This is a genomic window from Mesorhizobium sp. WSM3864, from assembly GCF_002294955.1.
Lineage (GTDB): Bacteria > Pseudomonadota > Alphaproteobacteria > Rhizobiales > Rhizobiaceae > Mesorhizobium.
Window position 1 is genome coordinate 1 of the sequence record NZ_NSGD01000041.1, and the last position, 14,663, is coordinate 14,663.

At 59.3% G+C, this 14,663-nt stretch carries 14 protein-coding genes, 2 pseudogenes and 1 riboswitch; of the genes and pseudogenes, 4 read left to right on the plus strand and 12 right to left on the minus strand.

The genetic code is table 11. The features are described 5' to 3' along the window. Window positions 1-145: 145 nt before the first annotated feature. Window positions 146-370, plus strand: a riboswitch (cobalamin riboswitch). Between the two features lie 90 nt (window positions 371-460). Continuing rightward, window positions 461-2,818, plus strand: coding sequence for a 5-methyltetrahydropteroyltriglutamate--homocysteine S-methyltransferase (gene metE, locus CK215_RS30105; protein ID WP_095833104.1), 2,358 nt, complete (start codon window positions 461-463; stop codon window positions 2,816-2,818). Window positions 2,819-3,488: 670 nt separating this feature from the next. Here the strand turns inward: metE and CK215_RS30110 are convergent. Continuing rightward, the gene (locus tag CK215_RS30110; protein WP_095776630.1) at window positions 3,489-3,737 is read right to left on the minus strand and encodes a DUF982 domain-containing protein; all 249 of its coding nucleotides are present in this window, start codon (window positions 3,735-3,737) and stop codon (window positions 3,489-3,491) included. Between the two features lie 272 nt (window positions 3,738-4,009). Beyond that, window positions 4,010-4,312 (minus strand): DUF982 domain-containing protein, encoded by a 303-nt coding sequence (locus CK215_RS30120; protein ID WP_095833106.1) that lies wholly within the window; start codon window positions 4,310-4,312, stop codon window positions 4,010-4,012. Between the two features lie 248 nt (window positions 4,313-4,560). Here CK215_RS30120 and CK215_RS30125 point away from each other — a divergent pair, with 248 nt between their 5' ends. Beyond that, on the plus strand, window positions 4,561-5,025 hold the full coding sequence (locus CK215_RS30125; RefSeq protein WP_095825985.1) for a MucR family transcriptional regulator: 465 nt from the start codon (window positions 4,561-4,563) through the stop codon (window positions 5,023-5,025). A gap of 261 nt (window positions 5,026-5,286) precedes the next feature. On the opposite strand, the gene CK215_RS32355 is transcribed toward CK215_RS30125, so the two are convergent. From CK215_RS32355 to CK215_RS30145, 4 genes are all read right to left on the minus strand, one after another. Further along, window positions 5,287-5,655 (minus strand): cold-shock protein, encoded by a 369-nt coding sequence (locus CK215_RS32355; RefSeq protein ID WP_280953095.1) that lies wholly within the window; start codon window positions 5,653-5,655, stop codon window positions 5,287-5,289. Window positions 5,656-6,222: 567 nt separating this feature from the next. Next, a complete protein-coding gene (locus tag CK215_RS30135; protein ID WP_095833107.1) occupies window positions 6,223-7,215 on the minus strand; it encodes an adenosine kinase in 993 nt (330 codons plus the stop codon). A 100-nt stretch (window positions 7,216-7,315) separates the two neighbouring features. Next, complete coding sequence (gene metK / locus CK215_RS30140) at window positions 7,316-8,512, minus strand: methionine adenosyltransferase (RefSeq protein ID WP_095833108.1); 1,197 nt, start codon at window positions 8,510-8,512, stop codon at window positions 7,316-7,318. Between the two features lie 57 nt (window positions 8,513-8,569). Then, window positions 8,570-9,907: a serine hydroxymethyltransferase gene (locus tag CK215_RS30145; protein ID WP_095833109.1), complete on the minus strand. Its 1,338-nt coding sequence runs from the start codon at window positions 9,905-9,907 to the stop codon at window positions 8,570-8,572. A gap of 676 nt (window positions 9,908-10,583) precedes the next feature. Here CK215_RS30145 and CK215_RS31155 point away from each other — a divergent pair. Then, window positions 10,584-10,836 (plus strand): annotated as a pseudogene (locus tag CK215_RS31155) (transposase); the annotation flags it as partial. On the opposite strand, the pseudogene CK215_RS32180 reads toward CK215_RS31155, so the two are convergent. Then, window positions 10,811-11,081: pseudogene (locus CK215_RS32180) on the minus strand (helix-turn-helix transcriptional regulator). The pseudogenes CK215_RS31155 and CK215_RS32180 sit on opposite strands and share 26 nt — an antisense overlap. A 122-nt stretch (window positions 11,082-11,203) precedes the next feature. Next, window positions 11,204-11,413 carry a helix-turn-helix transcriptional regulator gene (locus tag CK215_RS30160; RefSeq protein ID WP_010913773.1) on the minus strand — a complete coding sequence of 70 codons (210 nt, stop codon included), beginning with the start codon at window positions 11,411-11,413 and terminating at the stop codon, window positions 11,204-11,206. 127 nt (window positions 11,414-11,540) lie between these two features. Between CK215_RS30160 and CK215_RS30165 the strand changes: the two genes are divergently transcribed. Beyond that, the gene (locus tag CK215_RS30165) at window positions 11,541-11,792 is read left to right on the plus strand and encodes a DUF2285 domain-containing protein (protein WP_095833114.1); all 252 of its coding nucleotides are present in this window, start codon (window positions 11,541-11,543) and stop codon (window positions 11,790-11,792) included. A 24-nt stretch (window positions 11,793-11,816) separates the two neighbouring features. Here the strand turns inward: CK215_RS30165 and CK215_RS30170 are convergent, their stop codons facing one another. The 4 genes from CK215_RS30170 to CK215_RS30185 form a co-directional block, all read right to left on the minus strand. Continuing rightward, on the minus strand, window positions 11,817-12,308 hold the full coding sequence (locus tag CK215_RS30170) for a DUF2285 domain-containing protein (protein WP_245418874.1): 492 nt from the start codon (window positions 12,306-12,308) through the stop codon (window positions 11,817-11,819). 64 nt (window positions 12,309-12,372) lie between these two features. Continuing rightward, entirely contained in the window at window positions 12,373-12,618 is a 246-nt protein-coding gene (locus CK215_RS30175; RefSeq protein ID WP_141245595.1) for a DUF6499 domain-containing protein, read from the minus strand. Further along, window positions 12,615-13,094 carry an acyl-homoserine-lactone synthase gene (locus CK215_RS30180; RefSeq protein WP_348628623.1) on the minus strand — a complete coding sequence of 160 codons (480 nt, stop codon included), beginning with the start codon at window positions 13,092-13,094 and terminating at the stop codon, window positions 12,615-12,617. The genes CK215_RS30175 and CK215_RS30180 overlap by 4 nt, the downstream gene beginning before the upstream one ends. A gap of 100 nt (window positions 13,095-13,194) precedes the next feature. Continuing rightward, complete coding sequence (locus CK215_RS30185; protein WP_095833113.1) at window positions 13,195-13,920, minus strand: LuxR family transcriptional regulator; 726 nt, start codon at window positions 13,918-13,920, stop codon at window positions 13,195-13,197. Window positions 13,921-14,663 lie beyond the last annotated feature (743 nt).

Below are 14,663 nucleotides of genomic sequence, written 5' to 3' on the forward strand. Positions count from 1 at the left end.
CTCCCCCTCCACCTCCCCCTTATTGCTCGCGCCCGTCTACGACACCGATCTGCGAGCCAAGCTTTGGGCAGTTCCGCCTGCCCGGCTCGGGGGCATATTCGGACGAAAGAGACCGACCAGCGCAAGGCGCTTTTCGCATAATCACATAAACATCTCGTTATATGGTATTGACAAGCAGCGAAGCTGCTGTGATTGTGCGCATGTCATGGTTCTCCGCGCGGCACTGCCGTAGTTGCGATGCCGGCGCTGCCCCCGCAACTGTTAGCGGCGAGCCAAGCCCATTGATGTCACTGAGGCGAACGGCCTCGGGAAGACGGGCACAGGCTTTGACCCGCGAGCCAGGAGACCTGCCACGACGAACAACGTCCACGGGCGGGGTGTCCGGTGGTCGCGGTAGCTCGGCTTCGTGCCGCCTATTCGCGGGTTCCTTGTCCCCCGCCCCAACCATCGGGGTAATGGCATGACTGTCTCTCAACGAATTCCTGTAGCAACGCTCGGCGTGCCGCGTATCGGTCGACGGCGGGAACTGAAATTCGCGCTTGAAAACTACTGGTCCGGAAAATCTCCCGCTGCCGACTTGCTCGCGACGGCGAAGACGCTGCGTGCCGCTAGCTGGAGGGAGCAGCACGATCGCGGCGTGTCGAAAATCCCGTCCAACGATTTCTCACTTTATGACCATGTGCTCGACACAGTCGCCATGGTCGGCGCCGTGCCGGCACGATACGCCTGGACTGGCGGCGAGGTCCCACTCGATATCTATTTCGCCATGGCGCGCGGCAATCAAGGTCAGGCCGCGGATTGTGGACATGCCGGTGACGAGCATGCGGCCAATGGGCATGGGCTTGCCGCGATGGAAATGACCAAATGGTTCGACACCAACTACCATTACATTGTGCCGGAACTCACGGACGATCAGAGCTTTGCCCTCTCGTCGGCGAAACCGGTGGATCATTTCCTCGAGGCCAAGGCGCTCGGCATCCACACCCGCCCGGTCCTGCTTGGACCGGTTACCTTTCTCAAGTTGGCGAAGTCATCTGAGAAAGGTTTCAACCCTATCGCGCTCCTGCCGCGGCTGCTGCCCGTCTACGAGGAGCTCCTGCAGAGGCTGAAGCTCGCGGGAGCCGATTGGGTCCAGATCGATGAGCCGGCGCTCGTGCTCGATTTGATTCCCAACGAACGGGATGCGCTCCAATTCGCCTACTCCCGGCTGTCGAAAGCAGCAGCACCCGAGTTGAAGATCATGGTCGCTACCTATTTCGGATCGCTGGGAGACAATCTCGAGACCGCAATTTCTCTGCCCGTGGCGGGACTGCACGTGGATCTCGTGCGCGCTCCAGAGCAGTTGGAGGCCGTGGGCCGGCTCGCGCAGAAGGAACTTGTGCTCTCGCTCGGGCTGATCGACGGACGCAACGTCTGGCGCGCGAACCTGCCTGCCATACTTGACCGTATAAAGTCGATCGTCGCCGGTTGGCCGCTGGAGCGGGTGGAGATTGCCCCGTCTTGCTCGATGCTGCATGTGCCGATCGACCTGGACGTGGAGACGGCTCTCGATGCGGATGTGAGGTCGTGGCTCGCCTTCGCAGCGCAAAAGACCGACGAGCTGGTCGTGCTCGCCCGTGCCCTGGCCGAAGGCCGGGACGCAGTTGCCGCCGAACTGGAGGCGTCGGCTGAGGTTGCCGCCGTTCGCGCGACATCCGCGAAGGTGCATGATCCGCTGGTCGAAGGCCGGATCGCCACCATCAAGGTCGGCATGACGCGCCGGAAGAGCGCATTTGCCGTCCGCTCCAAGCTTCAGGCCGACGCATTTGGTTTGCCCTCCTTTCCCACCACGACGATCGGCTCCTTCCCGCAAACAGCCGAGATTCGCAAGGCGCGGGCAGCTCATGCCAAAGGCCAGCTGAGTTACATCGACTATGAAGCGTTCCTGAAGAAAGAGATAAAAGCCGCCGTTCGCTGGCAAGAAGAGATTGGACTCGACGTGCTGGTCCACGGCGAATTCGAGCGCAACGATATGGTGCAATATTTCGCCGAGCAGCTCTGCGGCTTCGCCTTCACTCAACACGGGTGGGTGCAGAGCTATGGCTCGCGCTTTGTGCGCCCCCCGATCATCATTGGAGATGTGTCGCGACAAAATCCGATGACACTGAATTGGTGGCGATATGCCCAGTCGCTAACGCTGAAGCCGGTGAAGGGCATGCTTACCGGCCCGGTGACGATCCTCAACTGGTCCTTCGTCCGAGACGACCTTCCGCGCTCAGCCGTCTGCCGCCAGGTCGCGCTCGCCATTCGCGATGAAGTGAGCGACCTTGAAAAGGCCGGCGCCAAGATGATCCAGATCGACGAGGCCGCACTGCGCGAGGGCTTGCCGCTGCGCGCGGCCGACTGGGAGGCCTATCTCGACTGGGCCGTCGAATGCTTCCGGCTGGCTTCGACGGCCGTCAGCGATGCGACCCAGATCCACACCCATATGTGCTACTCCGAGTTCGGCGACATCGTGGACGCGATTGCCGCAATGGATGCCGATGTGATCTCCATTGAAACCTCGCGCTCGCAGATGGAACTGCTCGATACGCTTCGAACCTTCAAGTATCCGAACGACATCGGACCTGGCGTCTATGACATTCACTCGCCGCGGGTCCCGGAAGTGGGCGAGATTTCCAACCTCATCATGCTTGCGCGGGAACGATTGCTGGATGACCAAGTGTGGGTGAATCCCGACTGCGGTCTCAAAACGCGCAGATGGGAGGAGGTCCGGCCTGCCCTGGCGAACATGGTGGCTGCGGCACGCGCAATTCGGGAAAAAGCGCAGACGGCGTAGGGCTCGGTGACACTCGCCGGCGGTGAGCGGCGACGCTACACCGCGGGCGAGTCTATCCGGCTCACCCAAAGAAATCGAGCTGCCGCTGACGAAACCTCGGCAAGCTTGGTCTGTCGCGGACCTTGTTATGGCGCGTCCAAGCCAGCTGTTCCAAAGGCCGGGGCTGGTGAGCGATCGAAGGCCGGCCCTCAAATGAGCCGGCCAGAAACGAGACGGCTGACCTCCAGCGGGTTTCGGACTACTCCGGATTGGGATAGTCCAATATCACTATCATCTTTCCGACGCCGAGACCTCCACTCCGACGATCGGCGATCATCGGGAGAGGCATCGGCGATCACGTGGCGCCGGTCCAAGGGTGTTCCGGGAAACCGGATGCAGCGCTAAGCAGGGGAACATTCAAACGGCACTTCTGTAGACTATCGAGGCGGCATCGCGCTTTGTCATCTGCAGCGGGCCAACTCTCGCTCAATGGCCCGTCTGCCTCTGTCTCCGATTACGATCGCCGCGAAGGCGAAGCCGAGCGACCGCAGCTTGGCTGGCGGACCGTTGCGTTTTGATGGTGGAAGATCCCACTCGCGACCAGGAAAGCCATCGCGGAAAGTGCGGGGTTGGCTTGCTCCTGGCGGATGCCGGCAGCGGTGTTCGGACCGCGCAAGCGGCGTCATAAATCTCAATCGTTGCGTAGAATGCGTGCTTCGAGCGCGGCTGCGACGAAAGCTCGTCGAGCGGCTGGCGCATGGGTCTTACCGCGTAACACCTGCAGACAGGCCTCCATCGCTATTCTGCGTTTATCGGTCTCATGATGCAGATCCCGCAGCAAGATAGCGGCCGCGTCGTTGACGTCGAACACGATACGCTCTGAGCTGCGGCGGCTGACCTGAACAACGACTGGCCTCTCAAATCTGATCAACCCGGTCATCCCCCCTCCTCCACAGCTACTATGCGGCAAACCGCGCGGGTCGTATTTGTTTACTCAGTCGAACGCGACCGATGCACCTGGACCACTTAAGCGGACCATTGGCGACCAAGCGATCGCCATGAGCTGCGTCTGGCCATAGTCAGGTTGCGTGCGATCTGCGCTCTTGGAGTCGGTGGTGAGGAACTGCTTCTCATTCGCGTAGTCTAGCTGTGGAACCTGAACATACTGCACTGTTTGACGCGCCTTGCCAGCCTCAAACATGTCGTCGAAGGCTACACCTGCACTTTTCCACTGCCCGATCTGCAGGCGGCAATCCACTTCATCGCCGAGGTTGGATCTTCCAATATGGCGACCCGTTTCGCAAAGCCGAAAAAGGCGTTGCGAGCCGTGCTTACCGGCTTGCGCCCATCGTATGCATCGTAGCATGCCCTCAGGGCGACCTTGTGGATCATGTCTCTGCGATCTTCCGGCCACTCGTTGAGAAAATCGATGGCATCCGCAAGGCCGGCAATCTCTTGGATGATGTGCGTTGAGCGCTTCACGAAAAGGGGGTTGCTGAAAGCCTTAGCGTTCATTCGTTTCTCCAAACTATCCGTAACCAATTTGCGTGAAGAGGCGCCCCGCATCGGACGCGGCACAACCATGGCACAGCGGTGTTGTCAGGACGATGACGGTTGAAGAGGAATATCCTGCGACTGCGGCCGGGTGTGTAGCGATCCGCCAACAGATCGTGCAATGGCTTGGTTGCCATCAAACGCGGTCGTCACTATTTAGCTATGAATTGATTCTCCACCACCCAGTCTAAGCCGGCAGGAGCGTTTTCATGACCGAAGAAACCGAGACGAAAGCTGACAACCTCATCGAACTCACCGCCCATGTCGTCTCAGCCTATGTTTCGAACAATCCGGTTCCCGTCGGTGAACTGCCTGGGCTTATCGGCCAGATCCACATCGCATTGAAAACCAGTGCCGGTGGTGCCGCACCAGAAAAGTCGGAACCTCTCAACCCTGCCGTACCGATCAGAAAATCGGTTACACCCGATTACATTGTCAGCCTTGAGGACGGTAAGAAGTTCAAGTCGCTTAAGCGTCACCTGGCTACCCACCATGGCCTTACGCCCGATGAATATCGCGCAAAATGGGGGCTGCCGGCGGACTATCCCATGGTGGCGCCAAACTACGCTGCGGCCCGCTCGGCATTGGCCAAGACCATGGGTCTGGGCCGCAAGCCGAAGGAACCGGAAACCTCGGCACCTGCCAAGCGTGCCCGCAAGAATGGCGGAGCCTGACCACAATTTTTTTTCAGATCGACCAAGCCGATGCGGCATGATTTCGCACCTGCGAGATACGATTTGTGCGTTGCAATATCCGCGGCTATCGATATGCTCATGTTGTCGGCCATCTACTCCTCCCAGATATGGTGCCGACGCTGAATGGGGCGCACCTCCTCCCGTGTCTCATTCGAAACAGAGCCCGCTGCCACCTCCTCCCGGCAGCGGGCTTTTTCTTTGTCTAAGGTGCGATTTCAGTCTTGGACCAACGCATTGGCTTTAAGCGAGGCGAATGCTCCGAACCCCCGGGCCTTTCTGGCCCTGCCCGCATTGGACAAACACCTTCTGACCCTCGATCGGCGTGCCCAGTCCTGAGCGGGTCAGCGCGGTGGCATGAACGAAGATGTCCTTCTCACGGTTTTGAGGAGCAAGGAAGCCGAAGCCCTTTTGCGCATTGTACCACTTGACCGTGCCCTCGCTCTCCAACTGGGCGCTCGTCCCGGCGGCGGGCTCTCCAGCGCTACGCGTGTGTGTTTCGCGATCGACCTCCAGCACCTGAGAGACCTGGTGACCTTTTGGACTTTCTTCCGTCGTGACCTTGAGACGCCTTGCCTCGGAAACACCGCGGCTCCCGGCCGCCTGCAGCACCCGGATGTGCCTAGACGCCCTCCGGCAATTTGAAAAAGCCAAAACCCTTGCTGGTGTTGAATCGATGACGTCGGCGTCGACAGCGGGTGCGGTTACGGTCGACGAACGGACAAAGTAGCTTGGCTCGGAAGACCGTTCAGCAAAAGAACCGTGTCATCGTCATGGCGATGCTGGCGTGGCTCACGATGGTCCTTATGTCTGCCCATGATCGTCCAAGTGGCTTGAACAGCGCACTGCTCTCCCGGCAGGATAAACTCAATCGGGCGATGCGTTCATGTCAATTCACGAGTCGGCCGCTTACCCGCTGTATCGCACGGCCGACCTGTTGACACACGAGGTCGACCACGGCGGGTGAGCAAGATATGCGACAGGTCGAGCTACTGATCGGAACGATTCCCCATATCGCACGGCAGAAGGTTCGCACTGGAGGGCGACACTCACCCTTATCGATCGTGGCATGCCGCGGCTGCTTCTCACGCGGATGCGCATCCGGCATTTCGATTTACGCGCACCGCCCCGCACGGTCCGCAGGAGGGGAGACGGGCAGCCCGTCGTTGAATCGCCCGGCTAGATCGACCCGGCCTGCTCGGCCTCACGGCGCAGATTCTGGCGCGGGCGCGGGCCGATCTGCTGGATCACCAGCCCGGCGGCCAGTGAGCCCAGATCGCCGCAATCCTTGAGGCTGCGTCCGGTCGTGTAGCCGAAAAGGAAGCCGGCGGCATAGAGATCGCCGGCTCCAGTCGTGTCGACCAGTTCCTTGATCTTCGTCGCCTGGATGGTGACGGTCTCGTCGCCGCGCACGATGACCGAGCCTTTTTCGGAACGGGTGACGGCGGCTATTCTGCAATCCTTGCGGATGGCGGCGAGCGCCTCCTCGAAGGAAGCGGTCTGGTAGAGCGACTTGATCTCGTGGCTGTTGGCAAAGACGATGTCGACGGTGCCCGAACGCATCAGCTCGAGGAATTCGTCGCGATAGCGGTCGACGCAGAAGGAATCCGACAGCGTCATCGACACTTCGCGGCCCGCCGCGTGCGCCAGCTTGGCCGTCTGGCGGATCGCTTCCTTGGCGCGCGGCGGATCCCACAGATAACCCTCGAAATAGGTCACCTTGGCGCCGGCGGCCTTGTCTGCCTCGACATCCTCCGGACCAAGCTCGACGCAGGCGCCGAGATAGGTGTTCATCGAACGCTCGCCGTCGGGCGTGACGAAGATCATCGAGCGCGCCGTCGGCGGTTCGCCCTCGAGCGGCCCGGTATCGAAGGCCACGCCCTGGGCCTTAATGTCGTGCGTGTAGATTTCGCCCAGCGCGTCGTTCGACACTTTGCCGAAGAAAGCGGCCCGTCCGCCGAGGCTGGCGACGCCGGCGGCGGTGTTGCCGGCGCTTCCGCCGGAAGCCTCGATCGCCGGTCCCATGCGGCTGTAGAGCAGCTCGGCGCGCCTCGTGTCGATCAGGTTCATCGCGCCCTTGATGATGCCGTTCGTCTCCAGGAACGCCTCGTCGCACTGCGCGATGATGTCCACAATGGCATTGCCGATGCAAAGCACGTCATATTCCGGCATCAAAATCTCCGCCAACGAGCCACCGGCTTTCTGCCATGCCGGCCGGGCGCGGGTCTAGCGAGTTGAAATGGATTGCCGCATTCGCTTGATCCAACGGCCCTCACGCAGCTGCCGGTCCTGCTTCACGCAGCAAGTCGTCGGCTCTGTCCGTCTTTTCCCAGGTGAACTCAGGCTCTTCACGGCCGAAGTGCCCGTATGTCGCGGTCTTGCGGTATATCGGGCGTAAGAGATCAAGCATCTTGATGATGCCTTTCGGTCGGAGATCGAAAAGCTCAAGAATAAGGCGCTCGATCTTTTTTTCCTCAATCCTTGCGGTTCCGAATGTGTTGACCATGACAGAAACCGGACTGGCCACGCCGATCGCGTAAGCAAGCTGAACCTCGCAGACCTCTGCAAGGCCGCTGGCAACGATATTCTTTGCGACGTACCGCGCCGCATAGGCGGCCGAGCGGTCAACCTTGGATGGGTCCTTGCCCGAAAAGGCGCCGCCGCCGTGACGCCCCGTTCCACCGTAGGAATCGACGATGATCTTGCGTCCAGTGAGGCCGCAGTCGCCGGCAGGCCCACCGACCACGAATCGCCCTGTTGGGTTGACCAGAAATCTGATCCCCGTCGTATCCAAGTCGGGCGGCAAGAGCGGCTTAATGATCTCCTCAATGACGCCTTCGCGGACTGTTTCTTGGGAGACTGCCTCGTCATGCTGCGTCGACAGGACTATCGTATCCAGCGCTACCGGGCGGAGACCCTCGTAGCGTACCGACACTTGAGATTTCACGTCCGGACGCAGCCAGCCAAGCTCTCCCGTTTTCCGGATCTCTGCCTGTCTTTTCGTCAAACGGTGAGCGAGTTGGATCGGCAAGGGCATCAATGTATCCGTCTCGTTGCATGCGAATCCAAACATGAGGCCCTGATCCCCCGCCCCCTGCTCGAGATCCTGCCCTCGTCCTTCGTCAACGCCCTGGCTGATGTCGGGCGACTGCTCGGTGAGAGCCAGAACGACGGCGCAACGTCGACCATCAAAGCCGATGGCGTCGTCGTCATAGCCAATATCGAGTATCGTATCGCGGGCGACTTGGCTGTAATCGATCTTCGCATGGGTGGTGATCTCGCCAGCCAGAACGACCATCCCTGTCTTCACCAACGTTTCACACGTCTTCACCAATGCTTCACAAGCGACGCGCGCCTTAGGATCCTCGCGAAGGACCGCATCGAGGATGGCATCCGATATGTTGTCTGCCAACTTATCCGGGTGTCCCGCACCGACGGATTCGGAAGAGAACACAAACTGTCTGGTCATGGAATGCCCTCGCTTCAAGTGATGGAGTTAGGTGAGAAGTTTGTGGATTGGGGTGGGTTATCGGTCGGTGATGCCGGGGACCTCGAACGCAGTGCAGAAGTCGGCAACCTCTCTTCGTACGCTGGCATGAACTTCCTGGTCATCGGGCTGGCGGCAGACCGAGTCGATGAAATCTGCGATCTGCGCCATCTCCGTCTCGCGCATGCCCATGGACGTCACGGCTGGGGTCCCCAAGCGGATGCCGCTTGTGAGCGCCGGATGCCGCCGGTCACCCGGCACCATATTGAAATTCGCAATGATACCTGCACGCGATAAGCGCTCGGCATAGGCTTTGCCTGACAGCGGCCGGTTCCGAAGATCAAGGATTAGCATGTGATTGTCAGTGCCCCCGGTGACGAGTTCATAACCTCGCTCCAGAAGCGCCTGGGCCAGAGCCTTGGCGTTGTTCACGATCTGCTGACCGTAGATACGAAAGGACGGGTTCGCTGCTTCCTGCAAAGCGACGGCAAGCGCGGCGATAGTATTCATATGCGGTCCGCCTTGCAGGAGAGGGAACACGGCGCGGTCTATGCGTTTGGCCAGATTGTGTTGGCTGTTCGGATGATAAAGCGCCTGATAGCGATCTTCATTCTTCGACAGAATAAAGCCTCCACGGGGCCCGCGGATCGACTTATGAGACGTGCTGGTGACGACGTCGCAATGGGCCACGGGATTCGGATGCGCTCCGGCGATAATAAGGCCGCTGATGTGCGCAATGTCGGCCACAAGATAGGCGTTCGCCTCCGCAGCGATTTCGGCCATTGCCGCGTAATCAAAAATCCGCGCATAAGCAGTTCCGCCGACCCAAATTAGCTTCGGGAGTTCCCGCTTGGCGGTCTCGCGCAAACGGTCATAGTCGATTTGCTGCGTCTTTTCGTGCAGCCTGTATGGGACTCGCTGATAATCGGTGCCGGAGAAGTTGACTGCCCAACCGTGCGTCAGATGGCCGCCTTCGGGTAAAGGCAAGCCCATGACTTTGTCTCCGGGAATCAAAAGCGCCCGATAGACAGCCTGATTGGCCGGCGAGCCGGAATATGGCTGGACGTTGGCGTGTTCACTACCAAATAGCGTCTTCAGGCGCTCGATGGCCAGGGTCTCAAGCTCATCGACAATCTCGTTTCCCGCGTAGTAGCGCGCACCCGGGTAGCCCTCCGCATACTTGTTCGCGAAGATGGAGCCGGTCGCTTCCAGAACGGCCGAGGAGGCAAAGTTCTCGGACGCGATGAGTTTGAGCGTCGTCCGCTCCTGCCGCCTCTGTCGTAGAAGCAGTTCGTGAACGCGGTAATCGACGTGGACCAAGGAAGACCGTCCGAAAGTGTCGGGCTGCGCGATGGCACCCTCGGCGCAGTTGCTCATGGCAATTCGCGCTCCAATTGGATGGATCTATTCCCCATCAAGCAGGCGGTCCCCTTGGCCCGCCCGTCTTGTACCGCCTCGAGCCGCTCCAGGTCCCGCTTATGAGGCCCATCGTCGTGGGGCAGGAGATCGACCAAGAATTGAACCAAACCTCGGTCCTTGCCCACTGTATTGAGATGATATGAGGACCAAGGACGTTGTCCGTTGCCGCAAAGAAACTCGGCTCTGGCGAGCCTCCGGACGTGTCGCACGACGTGCTCGCGACGTAGATCCAGAATCTCTGCTAGTTCGCAGACAGTCAGGTCGGCATGCGCGCAAAGGCCCAGAATCCTTAGCCGATCAAGATGTGCTGCTGTCATTAGGCGATCGACAAGTATCATCATTGGTCAGCACTACGCCAAATAGAAGTACCAAACCCTTGTCCTGCTGGCTTTGTCATTTCGCGCTCTTCGCAAATGCTGTTCGGCGGTGGAACATAAAACGACACCAGATTTCTGCCGCCACTGAATTTGAAATTAGTGGTGAAACTACCATTGACAGCGAATTGAAGTCGCAACGATTCCGTGAATTTCCTTGAAGTATCTGTTGCAATGCCTACACAAGAACGCAACGAACTTCAGAGGTGGTAAGACGGCAAGGCTGGCGAACTACCTTTTTCCAGGCGGCAAAGCTACGCTGCATGGTGCACCTGATCCGCCATTTAAGATTTCGTGTCACGGAAGGAGCGCAAAACCGTCGTGCCGACTCTCAGCGCCATTTGGCGAGGCGCGGACGCCAACCCGGCATGAAGGCCCTGGAGGATTCGCGGCAGGCGACTCGGCCGGCATACCCGGCGATCACTCAGAGCTGGCGGCGCGACTGGCACCACGTCGTGCCTCTTCGCCTATCCAAGTGCGCGCAGCATCATTTACACGACGGATGCGGCTGAAATGTACCGCGGCGCATCGGCGTATTCCAGATAGCGCTTAATGGTGGTCGGTCCGGATCGATGTGGCGGACACGGAGGGCTTGTGCCAGTTCATAATGCGTGACGATAGTTGGGTTTCTTTTGCCCTTCTCCGACCGCTGGTGTATTGCAGGGCGAAGCTGGAATCTCGGCAAGCTGCTCCTGCCTCAAGCCGGTCTTCTCCCTTGTCCTCGCGCAATTCGTCCAAACAGCAGCGTTGTTGGTCACGCAAGTTGCGCCATGGGAGCACGCGGATGGTCTGCTCGAAGAAAGCGGGCTCAGTTCACTGGCGGCCGGTTGCGCGCCATCAAGCTTGATTTTGGAATCCGGGATGGGCCGGATCGCGTTTGTTACTGCGGCCTGATCAACTCACAAGGATCAACATCAAGCGCTTTTGCGAGCTGGCCAAGCACACTGACGCTTGCGGAAACCCGAGCACGCTCGATCGAGCCCACATAGCGCATGCTCAGCTCTGCGCGGGCAGCCAATTCTTCCTGCGTCAGGTCCTGATCATGGCGCAAACGACGCATGTTGATCGCCATGACCTCCTTGAGGTCCATGGGAAGAAAGGGACCAGAACCGGAACTATCGTTCTAGGAACGATCGTTCCTATTCGATATGATTGGTCCAACAAGCAGATGTCTTGCCCCTCAAGATAACGACAAACCCGAACCGCAGGAGGTCGCGATGAAACCCAAAGTTCAAGACGAAGTCCCGTGGTCGGACCGTGTGACCGCATACGACAACGAGCACTTCACGATATATATGAGGCTCCTGGACGCGTCCGCCGACGATGCCAGCGAAGACGAGATGGCGCAGCTCGTCCTCGGCATCGATCCGATGCGAGAACCTGAGCGCGCCCGAATGGCGGTTCGCAGTCATCTCGATCGGGCAAACTGGATAGTTACGACTGGATACAAGGAACTGTTCGCGCGTTGACTGCCTCCAGGTGAACTATTCAAATCACTTTCCGGCGAGGAAATCCTGATAGCCATGATCCATGAGCATGTGACCGCGCCGGACGGCACGGCGAATGCGATCGCGAAGGTGGTTGCGCGGATCCGTCCAGTCGGCCTGGACGCGTTGCCGGCCCAACAGGGCCCTTGCGATTTCACGGTGCGAAGCACCGACTAGCGAGCCGTCAAGCGCCTGGAGGACAAAGCGCAGACGGCTGGCGCGCGCTTCGGCAGGAAACAGCGTGTCGGGAAATTGTCCAGTCGCCTGAAGAGCATTAAGGCATTCGAGCGCATTCAGGTGCTGCCTTATCCGGTCGGCGGGCCAGATCGCGTCGACGGAAAGCCGTACGGGGCGCAAAATCTCCGCGCCTTCGACGACAAGCTGAAGGTGCCGGTGAGCATTTCGCAGCACTACGTGCTGGCGGCCGTCCTCCGTGATCACGATTGCCGCTCGACATGGCAATGCAGCGAGATCAAACGAAAGCGTTTCGGGCGACAATGCCTTTTCTGCAATGACCGGCAGAACGTGCGGGCATTGGCGGGAGCACCAGAACACATTCGCTTCAGGCCTCAACGAGCTTGCGAAACAGGAGCCCCCACCGCGTCAGATCGAGCGACGATCTCACCACTTCTACGTCGAAGCGCCTTTCTGCAAATTCTGCGTGCTCAAGCGCGTGCCTCAAGTCACGCTGGAAGGCCGGATTGCGCCGAAGGAATTCCCAGGCCCAGCCGCGTTGCGTCAGGTAGCGCGTATAGAGATAGGATTTCTCATCCTGCCAGTCCGGCCAGTCGGCGTCATTACCATTCATAACCATATCAGGCGCCCGCGCAGATCACCGGCGTCCACAGCACAGGACCGCCATTGTGGCGGACCGCAGCAAGGCTCTCCTCTGAGACATCCAAAAAGCCGGCAAAGGTGCTCGTGGTACCGATTGTCTGGGGCGGACCGATCCGGGCGAGCGGCCATCCGGCGCGACGCAGGAATAGCTCTGTGGGCAAATCCGTAACCGGGTGTCGTTCTTCCTTCCAACAGCGTCGAAAAGACGTCTGGGAGCATCTTCGGCCCCGTCGAGGGCAGAGGGCGTACGCCGCCCTCGACGCGACCGGCGGAACAGCGCAACACAAGATAGTGGGGTTTCACGGCTTCGAGTGAATCGATCTCGAAGCCGCCGGCGGTGCACACCTTCCAGCCGAGCCGCTCCTTCAAGACGTGGTAGCGCAGCCGGTGCATTTCGTGAAGTTCGTCGAAGGCGCCGTACCAGCCGGGCGCAATAAGCTCAATCATGATGGTCTCCTGGCAGGTATGACCCTGCCATTGGAGGCGAACCTTCATGCCGCGACTGCCTGTGCATTTGCACAGGTAGATCAAGGAGGGATTCTGTTCGTCAGAGGATTGATGATCTTGAGGAGGCCAGCAGCGTCACCGCCTGATTTTTGGTTCGCACGCCGAGCTTCTTCTTGGCATTGTCCAGATGGAAAGCGGCCGTGCGCTCCTTGATGCCCAAGATGCAGCCGATCTCCCAGGCGGACTTGCCCTTTGCCGTCCATTCCAGGCATTCGTACTCACGTGGCGTCAGCGAAACACCATCCACCGTTAGACCACCGGAAAGCTTGCGGCGAACGCCAATGTGAAAGCACATCGCCATAATCTCGAGCGCCTGCTCATATTGCTCGGCTACGCGCAGGAAGGTCGGATCGAGCCTGTCTGCCGCGAAGGTCATGGCAGCGACACCGCCGCGGCGATCGACAAGGGGAATCGTCAGTCCGCAGCAGATGCCGAATTCGGCAGCCTCATCGAAAAGCTGTTGCTGTCGCGTTGAAATGCCGGCATGGCCGAATCCCGGTCCCCACTGAAAGGGACATTCGCTGCATCGTGCCCATTCTATAACGGGGTCGATCCTTTCATATTGTTGGCGCATGTAGTGCGACGTCCACCCGGAATGATAGTTCGATATCAGCCTGGGTTCCGTGACGCGATCAGACACCAGAGACAGATAGGCGAATGCGGGAATGTCGAAGGCGCCGGCAGCGTTGGCGAGTGCGTTATGGAAGTCGACTTCATCAACGCTTAAAGACAACTGATCCAGCAAAGTTTCGAAGACGAGCTGCATTTTGTCCTGCGGCTGTTTCAATTAAACCTGGGACTTAGCAACCTACGGCGAGAAGACTTGCCCACGAGATTCGACGCTGAAGAATATTCACAGCGGTGACTACTCTCCGGACCTTGGATCATATGAAAGGATGTGCACGCGACCTCGACGCCGGCTGCCCTAAGCCGCGGGTCCGAAGCTGCGATTGTGGGCGGTTGCCATAGTGAATAGAAATATCGAAGCTCGATGTGCATCCGGATTTGCAGATGATCTCCTTCTCGAACTGTCGATTGCGGACGCGCTACAATCACGCAGATCCATCTGGTAAAAAAGGCGCCCCGCCGGCGGGGAGGTACACCGGCAGGGCGCGCCGCACAAACGCCCCGGTCGTTGGGCAACAGGACAGCGGCGGCAGAACTGATTTGGTTACCGCTTGATCGAAGTCTGAAGCATGCTTAGAATCTGACGGCTTCAAGTTTAGCAGTTTCGGTCGGTTCGGCGTGAAATTGGCTGTCAACCCGTCTTCACCAATGGGACGTCAATGGGCTACCAGTTCTAATGGCCGGCTGATGTCAAATGTCTGGTCCGTGGGAAAGTTCATCCCAGGGACCACCACGTTGGTTACTCGGGACGGCGTCGAACCCGGCTCGCTTCCGTTGGCGCTCTGTTCATATCGCATTCTCGGCCCTCAGCGCGCGATAGGTCGTCTCGATCGACTTCGCGGTTGCGTCGACGATTATGTCGATCTCCTTCCGGGTGATGAT

Bases quoted from the DNA above. Each gene is read 5' to 3' on its own strand.
- CK215_RS30175 (WP_141245595.1), bottom strand. From the start codon at position 12,618: ATGAATGGTAATGACGCCGACTGGCCGGACTGGCAGGATGAGAAATCC.
- CK215_RS30165 (WP_095833114.1), top strand. From the start codon at position 11,541: ATGAAACCCAAAGTTCAAGACGAAGTCCCGTGGTCGGACCGTGTGACC.
- CK215_RS30145 (WP_095833109.1), bottom strand. From the start codon at position 9,907: ATGAGCAACTGCGCCGAGGGTGCCATCGCGCAGCCCGACACTTTCGGA.
- CK215_RS30135 (WP_095833107.1), bottom strand. From the start codon at position 7,215: ATGCCGGAATATGACGTGCTTTGCATCGGCAATGCCATTGTGGACATC.
- metE (WP_095833104.1), top strand. From the start codon at position 461: ATGACTGTCTCTCAACGAATTCCTGTAGCAACGCTCGGCGTGCCGCGT.
- metK (WP_095833108.1), bottom strand. From the start codon at position 8,512: ATGACCAGACAGTTTGTGTTCTCTTCCGAATCCGTCGGTGCGGGACAC.
- CK215_RS30120 (WP_095833106.1), bottom strand. From the start codon at position 4,312: ATGAACGCTAAGGCTTTCAGCAACCCCCTTTTCGTGAAGCGCTCAACG.
- CK215_RS30125 (WP_095825985.1), top strand. From the start codon at position 4,561: ATGACCGAAGAAACCGAGACGAAAGCTGACAACCTCATCGAACTCACC.
- CK215_RS30160 (WP_010913773.1), bottom strand. From the start codon at position 11,413: ATGGACCTCAAGGAGGTCATGGCGATCAACATGCGTCGTTTGCGCCAT.
- CK215_RS30185 (WP_095833113.1), bottom strand. From the start codon at position 13,920: ATGCAGCTCGTCTTCGAAACTTTGCTGGATCAGTTGTCTTTAAGCGTT.
- CK215_RS30110 (WP_095776630.1), bottom strand. From the start codon at position 3,737: ATGACCGGGTTGATCAGATTTGAGAGGCCAGTCGTTGTTCAGGTCAGC.
- CK215_RS30180 (WP_348628623.1), bottom strand. From the start codon at position 13,094: ATGATTGAGCTTATTGCGCCCGGCTGGTACGGCGCCTTCGACGAACTT.